This window comes from Kribbella sp. NPDC023855, assembly GCF_040639475.1.
Taxonomy (GTDB): Bacteria; Actinomycetota; Actinomycetes; order Propionibacteriales; family Kribbellaceae; genus Kribbella.
On the sequence record NZ_JBFAAA010000003.1, the window covers coordinates 201,555 to 218,430 of the forward strand.

The window sequence follows — 16,876 nt, forward strand, 5'->3', positions numbered from 1 at the left end:
TCCCTCAGGGCTTGAAGTACAGGTCGGTGACGATCGGGCGGTGGTCGCTGGCCACCGAGGAGCCAGGCGCTGGGACGGAAGCCCTGGCAACGCGGAAGCCACGCCCGACGGCGACGTAGTCGATCCGCTTCACCGGAGCGACCGCCGGGTACGTCGAAGGGCCGCCGGTGGTGACCGCGGCGGTCAGCCAGCCGTCGTCGAGCTTCCGCCAGAGCTTCGCGAGCTCGGGCGCGTCGTGCTCGGCGTTGAAGTCGCCGAGCAGCAGTTGCAGATCCTTGCGATCCTGGGCCAGGATCTTCACGGTGTCCTCGACCTGCGCGAGCCGGACCGCGGGATCGGCGCGGTAGTCGAGGTGGGTCACGTAGACATGGATACGGCGGCCACGCACGTCCACCTCGGCCTCGAGGAACCCGGGCGCCGGGGCGGGCACCGGATTCGGGTCCTGGGTGGAGAGCCGGGTGATGTCGTGGTTCTCCGTGCGCTGCAAGGGGAAACGGGACAGCACACCCACGCCGTACTGCCGGCGCGGCTGGCCGGCGGCCGGTGGGTCGAGGTCGTAGATCGGGGCGAAGCCGTGGTCCATGCCGAGCTTCTCCGCCAGCTCCGCGATGGTGTCCCGCCACTGGCTGCGGGCTCCCCAGTTCACGTCCACTTCCTGGAGACCGACGATGTCCGCGTCGAGCGCTTTGATCGCCTGGGCGGTGCGCTCGAGGTCGAAGGCGTTGTCCTCCCCCGCGCCCGCATGGATGTTGTACGACGCGACCGTCAGGCGGGTGTCCCTCGCCAAAGATAGTCCGTGGCCGAAGGGGTACAGCACCTTTGTGGGATCGGCCGCGCTGGGGATGTCGACGGGGAGCTTGCCGGTCGGCGCGATCTCGCCGTACAGGACCTTGGCCAGGGCCTCGAGCGAGACAGCGGCGTACGAGTACGTCGCCACCGTGGTCGCGGCGGCCGGGAAGTGGGCGACGTCGTACGGGTCGCGGACGGCGACGACGATGACCGGGCGGCCGGTCGCGAGCAGTCCGTTGACGAGCTTGCGCTGTTTGCCTTGTTTGTCGGTGACTTCGGTGTCCCAGGCCTTCATCGTCAAGACGATCGTCAGGTCGGCCTGCTGGGCAGCGGCGAGGGCGTCGTCGATCTTGGCGTCCGTGGGCGTCGCGCCGGTGTCCTTGACGGTGGCGATCGCGCCGCGCTTGTGGAGTGCGGCCGCAAGGACGGCCGGAGTGTAGCCCGTGACGAGCACCTTGCGGGGTGCCGGCGAGAGCGGGAGCAGACCGGCGTCGTTCCTGAGCAGCGTCGTGGTGTGGTCGGCGATGTTTTGCGCCGCCGCGTAGTTGGCCGGCGTACCGACGACTTTGGGGACGCGGGCGACATCGACGTACGGGCGGTCGACGACTCCGGTCTTGAGTTTGAGCTCGAGGATGCGCTCGACGCTCTGGTCGATCCGCTGCTCGCTGATCCTGCCGCTGCGGACCGCTTGCAGGACGGAGTTGTAGGCCAGATCGGGCTGGACCGGCATGAGCAGCTGGTCGACGCCGGCCTCGAGTGCCCGGAGCGGGATCTCGGCATCGCCGTACTTGTCGCGGACACCCTTCATGCCGAGGGAGTCGGTGATGACCACGCCGTCGAACCCGAGCTGCTCGCGCAGGATGCCGGTCAGGATCGGCCGGCTCAGGGTGGCCGGATCACCGGACGGATCCAGCGCCGGTACGACGATGTGCGCGGTCATGATCGAGTCGATCCCGGCCCTGATCGCCGCCTCGAACGGTGGCCGGTCGATCGTGTCCCACTGCTCGCGGGTGTGGTTGATCACCGGGATGCCGGTGTGGCTGTCGGTCGCGGTGTCACCGTGACCCGGGAAGTGCTTGGCGGTCGCGACGATGCCGCCGTCGCGCTGGTAGCCCTTGACCTGGGCCGCGGTCAGCTCGGCCACCAGCCGCGGGTCGCTGGAGAACGAGCGGACCCCGATCACCGGGTTGAGCGGGTTCACGTTGACGTCGGCGACCGGCGCGAAGTCGGTGGTGACACCGACGGCCTTGAGTTCGCGGCCGCCGATGCCACCAGCGGCCCGGGCGAAGGCGGGCGACCTGGTGGAACCGAGCGCCATCGCACCGGGGAACTGGGTAGCGGGCGGACCGACCCGGAACACGACACCGTGCTCCTGGTCGGTACTGATCTGCAGCGGAACGCCCTTGTTCTCCAGGGCTGCTGCCTGCAGACCGTTGGAGAGCCGGGCGATCTGGACGGGTTCCTTCACCGAGTCGGTCCAGGCGAAGTAGATGACGCCCCCGAGGTGGTACTTGCGCACCACCTCGGCCGGAGTCGCCACGCCGTACAGGGCCGTGTTGCGAGCGTCGGCCGTGTCCGCGGTGGCGCCGTAGGCGTAGCAGACGAACAGCTGGCCGACCTTCTGCTCCAGCGTCATCCGGCGCAGGGTGTCGCGAACCCATCGGCTGGCGGTCGCTTGCGCGGGGCCTGCCGCTGCGACCGTAGCGCCTGCTACAGCCGCGGCGGCGAGACCAAGGGTTTGTCTGCGGGAGAACTCCATCGGAGTCACCAGGTCAGTCCGTGACCGAACTGGTAGAGCGGCGTGGCGGGCTGCCCCGCCACCGGGATGTCGACCGGGAGCTTGCCGGCCGGTGCGATCTCGCCGTACAGGACCTTGGCCAGCGACTCCATCGAGACGCCCTGGTAGCCGTAGGTGGCCAGGTACGTCGGCGCCTGGTCGAAGTACGCGATGTCGTACGGGTCGCGGACGGCTACCACGATCACGGTCTTGCCGGTGGCGAGCAGGTCCTTGACCAGCTTCTGCTGCTTGCCCAGCTTGTCGGTGACCGTGGTGTCCCAGGCCTTCTGGGTCAGGACCACCGTGACGTCGTTGAGCTGTGCCTTGGCGACGGCATCGGCGATCGCCGCGTCCGTCGGCGCCGCACCGGTCTGCGCGACCGTCGTGGTGGCACCGCGCTTGGTGAGACTGGCGCCCAGCGAGGCGGTCGTGGCGACGCCCCAGCCGGTGACGAGCACCTTCCGCGGCGTGGCGGCGAGCGGAAGGGTCTGGTTGTTGTTCTTGACCAGGGTGATCGACTTGTCGACGATCGTCTGCGCGGTGGCCAGGCTGGCCGGCGTACCGACCGTGGTGGCGACCTGGGCCGGGTCGACGTACGGGTGGAAGAGGACGCCGTTCTTGAGCTTCAGCAACAGGATGCGCATCACGCTCTCGTTGACCTGACGCTCACTGATCCGGCCCGACTTCACCGCGTCGACGACCGCCTTGAACTGGACGTCCGGCGCGGGCGGCAGCAGCAACTGGTCGGCGCCGGCCTCGATCGCGCGGACCGCCACCTCGGCGTCGCCGTACTTGGACCGTACTGCGGCCATCTCGAGCGCGTCGGTGATGATCAGGCCCTTGAAGCCGAGCTGGTTGCGCAGGACGCCGGTCAGGATCGGCTTGCTCAGCGTGGCCGGGTCACCGGACGGGTCGAGCGACGGGACCACGATGTGCGCGGTCATGATCGAGTCGATCCCCGCCTTGATCGCGGCCTTGAACGGCGGCGCGTCGATCGTGTTCCACTCCTGCAGGGTGTGGTTGATCGTCGGCAGCGCGGTGTGGCTGTCGTCGCGGGTGTCACCGTGGCCGGGGAAGTGCTTCGCGGTCGCCATGATGCCGGCGTCCCGCTGGTACCCCTTGACCTGCGCGACCGTCATGTCCGCGACCAGCTGCGGGTCGCTGGAGAACGAGCGGACACCGATCACCGGGTTGAGCGCGTTGACGTTCACGTCGGCGACCGGGGCGTAGTCCTGGCGGATGCCCATCGCCTTCAGCTCACGGCCGGTGATGCCGGCCGCGGTCCGGGCGTCCGCGGTGTCGCGGGTGGCGCCGTGGGCCATGTTGCCGCCGAACTGGGTGGCGGGCGGCCCGATCCGGACCACCACACCCTGCTCCTGGTCGGTGGCGATCGTCAGCGGAATCCGCCGGCCGGTGCTGAGGGCGGCCTGCTGGAGCTGGTTGGAGTACGTCGCGAGCTGGGTCGGGTTCTCCACGTTGCCCCGCGCGCTGAAGTAGATCCAGCCACCCGGCTTGTACTTCGCGATCACCTCGGCGGGCGTCGCGACGCCGTACAGGGTGGTGTTGCGGGCGTCCGGCTTGTGCGCGTCCGGCCCGTAGCCGAACAGCACGAACATCTGCCCGATCTTCTCTTCCAGCGTCATCCGGTGCAGCGCCATGGCGGCCTGCTGTTCGGTGGCGAACGCCGGCGGAGTCTCGGGCGGTGGAGCACTGACAGCAGCAGCCGGCGCAAGCGAGGCGATGGTCGCGAGACCGAGGCTGGCAACGGCAAAACGGCGCAAGGCGGACATGACCGACCCCTCAGGTAATTGAATTACAACCGTGCCCCCGCAGCCGAAAGTTACCCACGGACAGAGACGGGGTCAAGGGCAAACCCACACCTCATCCAACACTCGGCCACCCCCACCCACAACCAACCACCCCGTTCAATCGCTTGTACTACGCACCAACGCCCGGCAGCGCTCTGCTGCCGGGCGTCGGTGCGATCGTCAGTGCTTTTCGGGGAGGCCTACGACCTGGTGGATCGAGGGCCAGGAGCGGAGTTTGTCGAGGACCGGGCCGGGTGGGGTGGTTTCCAGGGCTTCGGTGTGGGCGGTGGTGAGGACGTCGGCGATGCGGATCGGGGTGCCGGAGGCTGAGGAGCGGACTGCAGCTTCGACCATGGCGACGCTAAGGACGTTGGCGTGGACCTCCGTCTGGGGTTTGCTGTCGGTGCGCAGGGCGTGGACGAATTCGGCCAGGGAGCCGGCGATTTCTTCTGGTTCGTCGCCGACCTTCGCCGGTACTGGTTCGCCGGAAGCGAGTTCCGCGGTGGGGGCCGAGTCGCCGTCCCACATCGCCGTACCGCTGGCCGAACTTGCTCGCCAGCGGCCGTTCCACGAGGTTTCCAGACCGGGCGCGCACCAGCTTCCGGTGAAGACGAAGCGTGCTCCGCCGTCGAAGGTGAAGACCGCGTCCGCGGCCGCGTGCCCGTCGAACCAGCTCCAGTCCGGGTTGTAGGAGTCGCAGTACACCGACAGCGGCTCGGTACCGATCAGCTTGCGGGCGAGGTCGAACTGGTGGATCGCCATGTCGACCAGCAGCGGTTCGGCCATCCGCTCCCGGAAGCCGCCGAACCGCGGCGCCTTGAAGAACTCGCACGACAACGAGCCGACCGCGCCCAGCTCGGCCAGCTGCCGCCCGAAGGCCTCACCCGTCCGGAAGTACCGGCGGGACTGCGAAACCATCAGCAACTGACCGCCGGCCTCCGCGGCCGCGACCATCGTCAGGCATTCGCGGACCGTCTCGGCCAGCGGCTTCTCGCACAGCACCGGCAACCCACGCAGCAACGCGTCCACGCTGACCACGGGATGCGCGAGCGGGACCGTCACGTCGATCACCGCCTCAACACCGGTCCGCTCGGCCAACTCGTCCAGCGACGCCGCCACCGGTACTTCGGCGTACCCGTGCTCGTCGGCCGCCACACGCGCCAGCGGAACGTCGAGGTCGACCAGCCCGGCCAGTACGACGTCCGGGTTCTCCTTGATGGTGCGGAGCCAGGCCCGGCCCATCCCTCCGGCGCCGACCTGGACAAGCCGCAGGGGTTCAGGCATCGGCACGCTCTTCATCGGACTCAGCCTCGATCGGACCGGCGTACCCGTGGCCGTTGAAGAAGTCACCGGTCTCGTACCGCAGCAAGGTCGGCAGGGCTCGCTCCGGCAGGTCGGTCTTGGCCCACTCCACCCCGTTGGCGATCACCTTGCGGACATCCTTGTGGTGGTACACCGGGTAGTCCTGGTCGCCGGGCGAGAAGAAGAAGATCTTGCCGTGGCCGCGCCGGAACGTGCAGCCGGACCGGAACACCTCGCCGCCGCTGAAGGTGGAGACGAAGACCAGCTCGTCCGGCACCGGGATGTCGAAGAACTCGCCGTACATCTCCTGCTGCTCGATGACGATCGGGTGCGGGATGCCGCGCGCGATCGGGTGCGTCGGGTTCACCGTCCAGACCAGCTCCCGATCCTGCTCACTGCGCCAGCGCAGCGTGCAGGTGGTGCCCATCAGCTTGCCGAAGATCTTCGACCAGTGGCCCGAGTGCAGGACCAGCAGGCCCATCCCCGACAGCACGTGCTGGTACACGCGGTCGACCACTTTGTCCTCGACCTCACCGTGCGCGGCATGCCCCCACCAGACCAGTACGTCGGTGTTGGCCAGCACCTCCTCGGTCAGGCCGTGCTCGGGTTCGTCGAGGGTCGTCGTACCGACCTCGACGGTGTCGCCGAGGTTCTCGGCGATGCCCTCGGCAATCGTCGTGTGCATGCCGTCGGGGTAGATCTCGGCGACGTGCGGCTCGACCTGCTCGTGCCGGTTCTCGCCCCATACGAGTACCCGAATCGTCATCAGTTTCGTCCTTGGTTGTCGAGGGTCATTTGACGGCGCCACCGATGGCGCCGGCGGCGATGTACTTCTGGGCGGCGACCAGCAGCACGATGGCCGGGATCGCCGAGAGGACCGCGGTGGCCATCACCGCGTTCCAGTTCTGCACCTGGGTGCCGAGGTACTGGTAGATCCCCAGCGTGACGGGCCGCACGTCACCTTTGGTGGTGAGCGTGAGGGCGAAGAGGAAGTCACTCCAGGCGAAGAGGAAGGTGAACAGTCCGGCGGTGATGAGGGAGTTCTTGCTGATCGGCAGCACGATCGCGACGAACGCCCGGAACAGCCCGGCGCCGTCCACCCGCGCGGCCTCCACCAGCGACGGCGGCAGCGACAACATGAACGACCGCAGGATCAGGATCGCGAACGGGATCCCGCTGCTGCAGTTGGCCACGATCAGGCCGGGAATCGAGTTCAGCAGGCCGAGCCGCTCGTACGCCGTGTAGAGCGCGTTGGCGATCACGATCCCCGGAATCATCTGCGAGACGAGGATCGCCAGCAGCCCGATTCCCACCCAGCGGGAGCGGAACTGCGACAGCGCGTACGCACAGGGCGCGGAGACCGCGAGGCAGAGCACCACCGTGCCGCCCGCGATGATCACGCTGGTGAGCAGGTTCTCGCCCTGCTCACTGAGGGCCCGCCGGTAGCCGGCGAAGCTCGGATCCAGCGGCAGCAGCCCGGCGGTCAGGGTGTTCCCGGACGGTTGCAGCGACGCGTTGACCATCCAGTAGACCGGGAACAGCATCACGCACAGGACCAGTACGCCGATCACGGTGTAGATCCCGCGACGAACAGCGGAGTCGGACATCGTCGTACCTCCTATTCGTCGACGGCGCGCCGGGTGGCGCGCAGGTAGAGGACCGCGAAGGCCAGCGAGATCGCGATCAGGATGTTGCTCAGCGCCGCGCCCTCACCGAACTTGAAGTCGATGAACGACCGCTCGTACGACTGGGTGGCCAGCGTCTGGGTCGCGTTGGCCGGGCCGCCACCGGTCAGCCCGAGGATGATGTCCAGCACCTTGATCGTGTAGACCACACCGAGTACCAGCAGCACGCTGGCCACGGCGCGCAGGTTCGGCCAGGTGATGAAGCGGAACGCCTGCCAGCCGGTCGCGCCGTCGAGCTGGCCGGCCTCGTACAGCTCGTCCGGGATCTCGCTCAGACCGGAGTACAGCAGGGTGACGTTGAACGGGATGCCGATCCAGATGTTCACCCCGATCACCGCGATCAGCGCGACCGACGGCGAGTTGAGCCACGGCACCGGATCGTCGATGACGCCGAGCCAGGTCAGGCTGCGGTTCAGGATCCCGCTGTCCTGCTCGAGGATCGAGCGCCAGGTCGCGCTGGACACGATCAGCGGCAGCAGCCAGGGCAGCAGGAGCAGCGACCGCAGCAGACCGCCGAGCGGGAACCGGCGGCGGAAGAACAGCGCCAGCGCGAGTCCGACGGTGAACTGGAAGGCGATCGAGCCGATGGTGAACAGCGCCGTGTTCACCATCGCCTGCGAGAACAACTGGTCCTTGACCACCGCCGAGTAGTTGCGCAGTCCGACCCAGGGCGCCTGCCCGGTGAAGAAGGTCCGCAGGCCGTAGTCCTGCAGACTCATCATCAGGTTCTTCACCACCGGGTACCCGAACAGCGCCAGCATCGCCAGCGCGGCCGGTGCCACGAACAGGATCTTGGTCAGATCCTCGCCGCGGTGGCGCCGCCCCCGAGGCCTGCGGACAGGCTCGGGGCCGGACGCCGCGGCGTCCTTACGAGTCAAAGTCGCCTGCGCCATCGCGATCAGCCGCCGGAAGCCTGCTTGAAGGCGTCCTGCGCGGAGGCTTTCCCGGTCAGCGCCAGCGCGATCGCCTGGTAGATCACCTTGGCGGCCTCGGGCCACTTCTCGCCGAGCTTGCCGGTGCGCGCGCGGGCGGTCTTGACCTGCTCGGTGAACGCCTTCATCGAGGGCACTTCCTGGACGTACTGGTCGAGCAGCGCGGTCTTGGTCGGCACGGTGAACCGGGCCTTGGCCAGAGCCAGCTCGTTCTCGTCCGAGTTCAGGCACTTCACGAAGTCGGCGGCCTTCTGCTGCTTGGCCTGGTCCTTGTTCAGCGGGACCGTCCAGGCCTCACCACCCAGCGGTGCGACCGGCGTCTGGTCCGGCTTGTTCAGCGGGAAGGTGACCACGTCCCACTTGATGTTCGGCACCTTCGCCAGCGCCGGGATCTGCCACGGACCGTTCACCATCATCGCGGCCTTGCCCGCCGCGAACTGGTCCTTCGCGTCGCCCTGGGTCCAGTTGATCACGCTCTTCGACGCCGAGCCCGACTGCACCAGATCCACCCACAACTGCAGCGCTTCCGCGACCTGCGGGCTCTTCAGATCCGTCTCGTCGCCCCCGTTGGTCCACATCGCCGGCAGGAACTGCCAGGAGCCTTCGTACGTCGCGTTGGCGTTGAACGCGATGCCGTACCGGCCGGGCTTGGTGAGCTTCTTGGCCGCGGCCTTCAGCTCTTCCCAGGTCTTCGGCGGCTGGACGCCGGCCTCCTGCAGCATCTGCGTGTTGTAGAACAACGCGATCGTGTTCGTCACCGGCGCCAGCCCGTAGAGCTTGCCCTGGTACGACGTGGCGTCGTTCATGCCCTGGATGACGCCGTCCCCGCTCAGACCCATATCGTTCAGAGGCGCCAGCGCACCGGTGGCGGCGATCTGCTGGACGTCGGGGTTGTCCAGCATCAGCACGTCGGGCAGCGTCTTCGACGAGGCCTGCTGGAGCACCTTCGCGATCAGGGTGTCACCAGGCACCGGCTCGCGCTGGATGGTGATGCCCAGCTGGGTGGCGCAGGCGTCGAGCCCCTTCTGCACCAGCGCCTTGTCCGGGTCGTTGTTGTAGTAGTCCAGGATCGTCAGGCTGCTGACACTGCCGGTGGACGAGGACGACGGGCTGTCGCCGCTGTCGCCGCAGCCGGCGAGGACGAGCGACAGGGCCGTCGCACCCGCCAGAGCCGCGGTGATCCGCTGCGTGATCATGACATTGCACTCCTTCGGTGGGCCGGTGAGAGAACCGATGGCCACGCTGGTCAAGCGCTTAACCACGGATCGGGGAAAACTTCTCCGGGCTGTTGTGGGACCGGCGGCAAAGCGGTTAACTAGCCGCGTAGTCAGGGACTATGTTCCCTACGTCACACGGCTGTCAAGGGTTCGCGCCCGTCCAGCTGGCAGGGTGGGACCGGACAACGGAAGTGGGGTGGAGGACGGCCGATGGTGACCATGCGGGACGTGGCGAAGCGTGCGGGGGTGTCCATCGCCACCGTCTCCTTCGTGCTCAACGACACCAAACCGGTGACGCCGGCGACCCGGCAGCGGATCGAGCAGGCGATGACCGAGCTCGGCTTCCGCCGCAACGTGGTCGCCCGGGCGCTGGCCAGCCGTCGTACCCGGATCATCGCGATGGCCTACCCGGCCCTGGACCACCGGTTCGGGTTCTCGGCGGCGGAGTTCTTCACCAGCGCGGCCGACGCGGCCCGCAAGCAGGACTACCACCTGGTGCTGTGGCCGGTCGGGAACGACGGGGGCGAGCTGACCGAGCTGGTCGGGCAGTCACTGGTCGACGGGGTCGTGCTGATGGAGGTCCAGCTGGACGATCCCCGGATCGAGGTGCTGCAACAGACCGGGACACCGTTCGCGCTGATCGGCCGGACCACCACGCTGGAAGGCCTGTCCCACGTCGACATCGACTTCGACACCACTGTCGAGGACGCGATCGGCTATCTGCACGGCCTCGGGCATCGCCGCCTCGCCCTGATCTCGGGCGATCTGGCCGACCCGCGCTTTCGCACCTACGGCCCCTATGTGCGTTCCGAGGCCGCCTACCGCAGGGTCGCGGCCGGCTACGGCATGGAGACCGTCGTACTGGCCTGCGCCGACTCGACCCGCGCCGGCCAGGGCGCCGCGACCAGGCTGCTGCGCGACCACCCGGAGACGACGGCTGTCGTCGTACTGAACGAGTACTCCGCGCTCGGCGTGATGTCCGGCCTGAACCGCCTCGGCCGTCGCGTCCCGGACGAGATCTCGGTGCTGTCGTTGCTGATGTCCCCTGATACGGGAGCCCTCTCGAACCCGGAACTCACGTTCATGCGAACCCCAGGGCCCGAGCTCGGCCAGCTCGGCACGCAAGCCCTGATCCGCCAGCTCGAGGGCGCCGCCCCCCTCCCCCCGCCCCACCTGATCCCCGCCAGACTCCACATCGGCGAAACCACCGCTCCACCGCCGGAGTAGCTGTCCGGTGGGGAGCAACCCGTTCGTCGGTAGGGCAGAGAGCGCCGTTCGAGGAAGGGGTTGTGATGACGGACGTGCAGGAGGCCGTGGCGGCAGAACGACGGGACTTGGCTGACCTGCTGGCCGGGTTGCCGGACGAGGACTGGGATTCGCCGAGCTTGTGCAACGGCTGGCGGGTGCGAGAAGTGGTGGCTCATCTGACGATGCCGTTCCGGTACTCGATCGCTCGATTTCTGCTCGGAATGGTGCGGGCCCGCGGTGACTTCCACAAGATGGCTGACCGCGCGGCCCGTCAGGATGCGGAGAAGCTGACTGCCGACGAGTTGGTCGCCGTACTGCGGGCGAACGCCCATCACCCGTGGAAGCCGCCGGGCGGCGGGCTGGTCGGCGCTTTGTCCCACGACGTCATCCACGGGCTCGACATCACGGTCGCCCTGGGCCTCGATCGCCGCGTTCCCCTGGACCGCTTGCAACTCGTGCTGGACGGGATCAAGCCCAAGAACGTGAGGTTCTTCGGCGCCGACCTGCAGGACGTCGTACTGCGGGCCGATGACCTCGACTGGTCTCTGGGTTCGGGGCAGCAGGAGTTGTCCGGCAGCGCCCAGGATCTGCTGCTCGTTCTTTGCGGTCGCAAGTTGCCGCCGGGTCGCGTCTCCGGCGCGCCCAGTTCCCGTTTCACCACCGCCTGAGGAGGCTCCGCACCATGAGCAATTCACCTGTCATCGTCTGCCTGCCGATCGCCGACCGGCAGCGGTCCTTCGAGTTCTACGGTGCCGGGCTCGGGTTCGAGCCGATCGGCGAACTGGCCGAGGACGGCCTGCCGGAGCCGCTGCAGTTCGCCGTCAACGACGGGATACGGCTGATGCTGATCCCGACCGGTGGCTTCGGCTGGGTGATCGGCGGGCGCAAGGTGGCCGATCCCGGGGTCGGCGAATGCATCCTCGCCCTGAGCGCGGGCACCAACGCCGAGGTCGACCAGCAGATCGACCGTGCCCGCGAGGCCGGCGCCGACATCGTCAGCCCGCCCGCCGCTCAGCCCTGGGGCTACACCGCCACCTTCGCCGACCCCGACCAGCACCTCTGGCAGGTCACCACGACTCCCTAAAACACTGTTTCAGAGCCAGAGGCAGTGTTTCATCGCAACCCAAAAACGAACCCCGCCGAGACGAGCGCTCGGCGGGGTTCGGGTGGTGCTGGGGTCAGAGCTTGAGTGAGGTTTCGACGATGCCGGCGAGGGTGTGGGCGACCTCGTGGGCGGTGTCGGACGACTCGGCTTCGACCATGACGCGGACCAGCGGCTCCGTGCCCGAAGGACGGAGCAGAACGCGACCGCTGTCGCCCAGGCGGGCAGTGGCGGCCGCAACCGCGGCCTGTACGTCGGGGTCGGTACCGGCCCGGGTCTTGTCGACGTTGGGGACGTTGACGAGGACCTGCGGCAGGCGGGTCATCACCGAGGCCAGGTCGGCCAGCGGCTTGCCGGTCTGGGCCATCCGGGCGAGCAGCATGACGGCGGTCAGTGTGCCGTCGCCGGTGGTCGCGTGGTCGGACAGCACCACGTGGCCGGACTGTTCGCCGCCGAGCTTGTGGCCGCCGGCCTTCATGGCCTCCAGCACGTAGCGGTCGCCGACCTTGGTCTGCTCGACCGCGATCTGCTCCCGGACCATCGCCTGGACGAAGCCCAGGTTGCTCATCACGGTCGCCACCACGGTGTCGTTGGACAACCGGCCCGAGTCGCGCATCGCCAGGGCGAGCACGGCCAGGATCTGGTCGCCGTCGACGAGTTCGCCGGCCGCGTCCACGGCCAGGCACCGGTCGGCGTCACCGTCCAGGGCGATACCCAGGTCGGCACCGTGCCCGATCACCTCGCGGCGCAGACCCTCCATGTGGGTCGAACCGCAGTCGAGGTTGATGTTCAGGCCGTCGGGCGCCGCGGCGTACGTGATGACTTCGGCGCCCAGCCGGCGTAGGGCTTCCGGTGCGGTCAGCGAGGCCGCACCGTTGGCGCAGTCGACGACCACCTTCACACCGTCGAACCGGTTCGGGGCCGACCGGACCAGGTGCGAGACATACGTCTCGAAGCCCTGGCCGTCGTCGAGCACCCGGCCGACCTTGGCACCGGTCGGGCGCTGCCACTCCTCGCCCATCCTCGCCTCGATCGCGTCCTCGATGACGTCGTCGAGCTTGATCCCGCCGCGGGCCAGGAACTTGATGCCGTTGTCCGGCATCGGGTTGTGGCTGGCGGACAGCATCACGCCGAGATCGGAACCGGTCGAGCCGGTCAGGTAGGCGACGGCCGGGGTCGGCAGCACGCCGAGCCGGACGACATCGACGCCGGCGCTGGCCAGACCGGCCACCACGGCTGCTTCGAGAAATTCACCACTGGCCCGAGGATCCCGCCCCACAACGGCGCGTGGCCGGTGCCCTTCGAAGGCACCGGCCTCGCCGAGTACGTGAGCTGCCGCGACCGAGAGGTCGAGCGCCAGCTCCGCGGTGAGATCCACGTTCGCCAGGCCACGGACTCCGTCCGTGCCGAACAAACGCGACATCAGGTGATCAGCGCTTGCTGTACTGCGGAGCCTTACGGGCCTTCTTGAGACCGGCCTTCTTGCGCTCCTTGATCCGCGCGTCGCGGCTGAGCAGACCGGCCTTCTTCAGACCCGGACGGTTCGCCTCCTCGTCGGCGGCGTTCAGGCAACGGGCGATCCCGAGCTGCAGCGCACCGGCCTGGCCGGTGATGCCGCCGCCGTTGATCCGGGCGATGACGTCGTAGGAGCCCTCCAGGCCCGCAACCACGAACGGCTCGTTCACGTGCTGCTGGTGAACCTTGTTCGGGAAGTAGACGTCGATCGGCTTGCCGTTGACGGTGATGTTGCCCGTCCCCGGGATGAGCCGGACGCGCGCCACGGCCTCCTTGCGGCGACCGGTGGCACCGGCCGGGTTGATCACCGCGACGCGACCGGACTCGGCGCGCTGCTCCGGGCTCGGGTTCGTCTCGGAGGTGTAGGCAACCGGGCCCTCGGTGTCGATGGGCACCTCGGTGTCGAGGTCGTCGGTCTCGGTGGTGATGTCGCTCACGCTGGGAATCCTCGTTTACCTGGCTCGTCGATCGCTACTACTGAGCGATCTGGGTGATCTCGAACGGCTTCGGCTGCTGGGCCGAGTGCGGGTGCTCCGGACCGGCGTACACCTTCAGCTTGCCGAGCAGCTTCCGGCTGAGGCGGTTCTTCGGCAGCATGCCCCAGACAGCCTTCTCAACGGCCTTGCGCGGGTCCTTGTCCAGGATCTCGCCGACCGGGGTGGAGGTCAGGCCGCCCGGGAAACCCGAGTGGCGGTAGGCCAGCTTGTCGGTCCGCTTGTTGCCGGACAGCGCGATCTTCGAGGCGTTGATGACGACGACGAAGTCACCGCCGTCGACATGCGGTGCGAACGTCGGCTTGTGCTTGCCACGCAGCAGGGTGGCGATCTGGACGGCGAGCCGACCGAGCACGACGTCGGTGGCGTCGATCACATGCCACTCACGGGTGACGTCAGCAGGTTTCGGGCTGTACGTGCGCACGGTCGTTGACCTTCGTTTCTCAGAGGTTGACAAATCTAGAACTGGTACGTCGGCGAGCGGCCCGCAATCACACCGGCGAGGACCAGGAACGCACAACAGCAGCCCAGAATACCGGCGTGGACGCCTCGGGGTCAAAGCGAGCCCGCGACGGGAGGGGACCCCGGCTTGGAAGGAGCTCGGGACCGCACTAGTTTAGCGGTGAAGATTGCAGTCCGATCCGCGTCCCGCCGGCGACGATACCCTCACTCACCGGGCGATGACGCCAGCTTCCGAAGAGGGCATTGTGACCGAACAGTCGCTCACCGTCCGGGACAACCGGACCGGCAAGGACTACGACCTTGCCATCACCGATGGCACCATCCGTGCCGCTGATCTCAAGCAGATCAGTGCAACCGACGGAGACGGTGGCCTGGCCACCTACGACCCCGGCTTCGTCAACACCGCCTCGACCCGTTCGTCGGTGACCTTCATCGACGGCGACAAGGGCATCCTGGAGTACCGCGGCTACCCGATCGAGCAGCTCGCCGAGCAGTCGAACTACCTCGAGGTCGCGTACCTGCTGGTCAACGGCGCGCTGCCGAACAAGGTGGAGTACGAAGCCTGGGTGCACGACGTGACGTATCACACGTTCGTGCACGAGAACCTGAAGACCTTCATGCAGGGCTTCCGGTACGACGCGCACCCGATGGGCATGCTGCTCGCCTCGGTGGGCGCGCTGTCCACCTTCTACCCCGAGTCGCGGGACATCTTCGACGAGGAGTCGCGGGCGCTGCAGATCCGCCGGCTGATCGCCAAGATGCCGACGCTGGGCGCGTTCTCCTTCCGGCACGCGCAGGGCAAGCCGTACGTCTACCCCGACAACGAGCTGAGCTACGCGGCCAACTTCTTGTCGATGCTGTTCAAGATGAGCGAGCCCAAGTACGCCGCCGACGACCGGCTGGTGCGCGCGCTGGAGATCCTGTTCATCCTGCACGCCGACCACGAGCAGAACGCCTCCACCAACGCGGTCCGGGCGATCGGCTCCACCCAGGTCGACCCGTACTCCGCGGTCACCGGCGGCATCGCCGCCCTCTACGGCCCGCTGCACGGCGGCGCCAACGAGGCGGTGCTGAAGATGCTGCGCCGGATCGGCACGGTCGACAACGTGCCGTCGTTCATCGAGGGCGTGAAGAACGGCGAAGAGCGGCTGATGGGCTTCGGCCACCGGGTGTACAAGAACTACGACCCGCGCGCCAAGATCATCAAGAAGGCTGCCGACGACGTGTTCGAGGTGACGGGCATCAACCCGCTGCTGAAGATCGCCGTCGAGCTGGAGAAGATCGCGCTGGAGGACGAGTACTTCGTCTCCCGCAAGCTCTACCCGAACGTGGACTTCTACTCCGGCCTGATCTACGAGGCCCTGCAGTTCCCGCCGGAGATGTTCACCGTGCTGTTCGCCATCCCGCGGACCTCGGGCTGGCTGGCCCAGTGGCTGGAGTCGCTCGGCGACACCGACCAGAAGATCGCCCGTCCGAAGCAGATCTACACCGGCGCCCGTGGCGTCCAGTACGTCCCGATGGGCGACCGCTGACCCATCTCCTCACCGGCCCTCCGACTACACGTCGGGGGGCCGTTGTGCTGCTCCCACCGATATCAGGGCAACCCTGAGCAGTACGCCGAACGGCGGCTCCGCAGTACGGCGTAGTACCGCGGCCGGGGTAGGCAAAGTGCCGTCTCCCGCCGGACGCGGTACAGGGGGTGTTTTCGCGAGGCTGAGGGAGTCAGATCAGCTTGCGAATCAGGAGACCCCGCGATGAACGCGTTAATTGCCAAGAGCAACAAGTTGTCCGGCTGGCTCGGCCGGCGGAGCATCGACATCCTGCGGATCAGCCTCGGTCTGGTCTTCCTGGCCTTCGGGGCGCTGAAGTTCTTTCCCGGCGCGAGTCCCGCCGAGGCGCTCGTCATCCGAACCATCGACACCCTCACGCTGGGCGTGATCAGCGGGTCGGGGGCACTGCTGCTGACGGCCGCGTTGGAGTGCTTCATCGGGATCACACTGATCACCGGCAAGCTGCTCCGCACCGGGTTGCTGGTGCTGGGTTTCTCGCTGGTGGGGATCATGTCGCCGCTGGTGCTGTTCTTCGGGGACCTGTTCCCGGGGACGCCGACGCTGGAGGCGCAGTACGTGTTGAAGGACATCGTGCTGGCTGCCGCCGGCCTGGTGATCGCCGCCAAAGCCCTGGCCGCGACGCCGCTGCGGGAGCGTGTTGCCTGAGGTTGGAAACGGCCCCGGTCCGGCTGCGCTGCCAGGGGACCGGGGCCGTTCGTGCGCTTCTGGGTACTACGACGCTTCCCGCTCCGGCGCCGGTTCCCGCAGTACTGCGATGAGTTCGTCGAGCCGGCCGCGCGCCCGGGCCATCGCCACGTTGTCGGTCTGCTCGGCGTACAGCGCCGGGAGCGCCTCGAGATCGCGATCGGCGACGCCGTGCACGAGTCGGAGGAAGACCTGTTCAGGAGTCATCGGGGGTGTCCTCACGGCAGAATAAGCGGAGTGATGACTCCGAATATACGGAGTCGCCACTCCGTTGACAACTCTTTCGGGTT

The 16,876-nt window shown here is 67.8% G+C and carries 16 protein-coding genes; 5 read left to right on the top strand and 11 right to left on the bottom strand.

The genetic code is table 11. The annotated features are described in order from the left end of the window. Nucleotides 1-4 precede the first annotated feature (4 nt). From AB0F51_RS11635 to AB0F51_RS11665, 7 genes are all read right to left on the bottom strand, one after another. On the bottom strand, nucleotides 5-2,425 hold the full coding sequence (locus tag AB0F51_RS11635; RefSeq protein ID WP_360277797.1) for a glycoside hydrolase family 3 N-terminal domain-containing protein: 2,421 nt from the start codon (nucleotides 2,423-2,425) through the stop codon (nucleotides 5-7). 128 nt (nucleotides 2,426-2,553) lie between these two features. Continuing rightward, entirely contained in the window at nucleotides 2,554-4,356 is a 1,803-nt protein-coding gene (locus tag AB0F51_RS11640) for a glycoside hydrolase family 3 protein (protein WP_360277800.1), read from the bottom strand. A 198-nt stretch (nucleotides 4,357-4,554) separates the two neighbouring features. Then, entirely contained in the window at nucleotides 4,555-5,658 is a 1,104-nt protein-coding gene (locus tag AB0F51_RS11645; protein WP_360277802.1) for a Gfo/Idh/MocA family oxidoreductase, read from the bottom strand. Then, on the bottom strand, nucleotides 5,651-6,442 hold the full coding sequence (locus tag AB0F51_RS11650) for a ThuA domain-containing protein (RefSeq protein WP_360277805.1): 792 nt from the start codon (nucleotides 6,440-6,442) through the stop codon (nucleotides 5,651-5,653). The genes AB0F51_RS11645 and AB0F51_RS11650 overlap by 8 nt, the downstream gene beginning before the upstream one ends. Nucleotides 6,443-6,467: 25 nt before the next feature. Continuing rightward, nucleotides 6,468-7,283, bottom strand: coding sequence for a carbohydrate ABC transporter permease (locus tag AB0F51_RS11655; protein ID WP_360277808.1), 816 nt, complete (start codon nucleotides 7,281-7,283; stop codon nucleotides 6,468-6,470). 11 nt (nucleotides 7,284-7,294) lie between these two features. Continuing rightward, nucleotides 7,295-8,254: a sugar ABC transporter permease gene (locus AB0F51_RS11660; RefSeq protein WP_360277811.1), complete on the bottom strand. Its 960-nt coding sequence runs from the start codon at nucleotides 8,252-8,254 to the stop codon at nucleotides 7,295-7,297. 5 nt (nucleotides 8,255-8,259) lie between these two features. Continuing rightward, nucleotides 8,260-9,489, bottom strand: a complete 1,230-nt coding sequence (locus AB0F51_RS11665) for an ABC transporter substrate-binding protein (RefSeq protein WP_360277814.1) — start codon at nucleotides 9,487-9,489, stop codon at nucleotides 8,260-8,262. A 231-nt stretch (nucleotides 9,490-9,720) separates the two neighbouring features. Here AB0F51_RS11665 and AB0F51_RS11670 point away from each other — a divergent pair, with 231 nt between their 5' ends. The 3 genes from AB0F51_RS11670 (at nucleotide 9,721) to AB0F51_RS11680 (ending at nucleotide 11,842) form a co-directional block, all read left to right on the top strand. Further along, nucleotides 9,721-10,737 (top strand): LacI family DNA-binding transcriptional regulator, encoded by a 1,017-nt coding sequence (locus AB0F51_RS11670; RefSeq protein ID WP_360277817.1) that lies wholly within the window; start codon nucleotides 9,721-9,723, stop codon nucleotides 10,735-10,737. Nucleotides 10,738-10,802: 65 nt separating this feature from the next. Then, entirely contained in the window at nucleotides 10,803-11,426 is a 624-nt protein-coding gene (locus AB0F51_RS11675; protein WP_360277820.1) for a maleylpyruvate isomerase family mycothiol-dependent enzyme, read from the top strand. 14 nt (nucleotides 11,427-11,440) lie between these two features. Further along, a complete protein-coding gene (locus AB0F51_RS11680; protein WP_360277823.1) occupies nucleotides 11,441-11,842 on the top strand; it encodes a VOC family protein in 402 nt (133 codons plus the stop codon). Nucleotides 11,843-11,936: 94 nt separating this feature from the next. Here the strand turns inward: AB0F51_RS11680 and glmM are convergent, their stop codons facing one another. From glmM to rplM, 3 genes are read right to left on the bottom strand one after another with little or no spacing between them, the layout of a single operon-like run. Then, complete coding sequence (gene glmM, locus AB0F51_RS11685; RefSeq protein WP_360277826.1) at nucleotides 11,937-13,283, bottom strand: phosphoglucosamine mutase; 1,347 nt, start codon at nucleotides 13,281-13,283, stop codon at nucleotides 11,937-11,939. Between the two features lie 7 nt (nucleotides 13,284-13,290). Further along, the gene (rpsI, locus tag AB0F51_RS11690; RefSeq protein ID WP_360277829.1) at nucleotides 13,291-13,812 is read right to left on the bottom strand and encodes a 30S ribosomal protein S9; all 522 of its coding nucleotides are present in this window, start codon (nucleotides 13,810-13,812) and stop codon (nucleotides 13,291-13,293) included. 37 nt (nucleotides 13,813-13,849) lie between these two features. Continuing rightward, nucleotides 13,850-14,293: a 50S ribosomal protein L13 gene (gene rplM, locus AB0F51_RS11695; RefSeq protein ID WP_360277832.1), complete on the bottom strand. Its 444-nt coding sequence runs from the start codon at nucleotides 14,291-14,293 to the stop codon at nucleotides 13,850-13,852. Between the two features lie 283 nt (nucleotides 14,294-14,576). Between rplM and AB0F51_RS11700 the strand changes: the two genes are divergently transcribed. After that, on the top strand, nucleotides 14,577-15,863 hold the full coding sequence (locus AB0F51_RS11700; RefSeq protein ID WP_360277835.1) for a citrate synthase: 1,287 nt from the start codon (nucleotides 14,577-14,579) through the stop codon (nucleotides 15,861-15,863). A 222-nt stretch (nucleotides 15,864-16,085) separates the two neighbouring features. Next, the gene (locus tag AB0F51_RS11705; RefSeq protein WP_360277838.1) at nucleotides 16,086-16,547 is read left to right on the top strand and encodes a DoxX family protein; all 462 of its coding nucleotides are present in this window, start codon (nucleotides 16,086-16,088) and stop codon (nucleotides 16,545-16,547) included. Nucleotides 16,548-16,613: 66 nt separating this feature from the next. Here the strand turns inward: AB0F51_RS11705 and AB0F51_RS11710 are convergent, their stop codons facing one another. Further along, nucleotides 16,614-16,793 carry a hypothetical protein gene (locus AB0F51_RS11710; RefSeq protein ID WP_360277841.1) on the bottom strand — a complete coding sequence of 60 codons (180 nt, stop codon included), beginning with the start codon at nucleotides 16,791-16,793 and terminating at the stop codon, nucleotides 16,614-16,616. Nucleotides 16,794-16,876 lie beyond the last annotated feature (83 nt).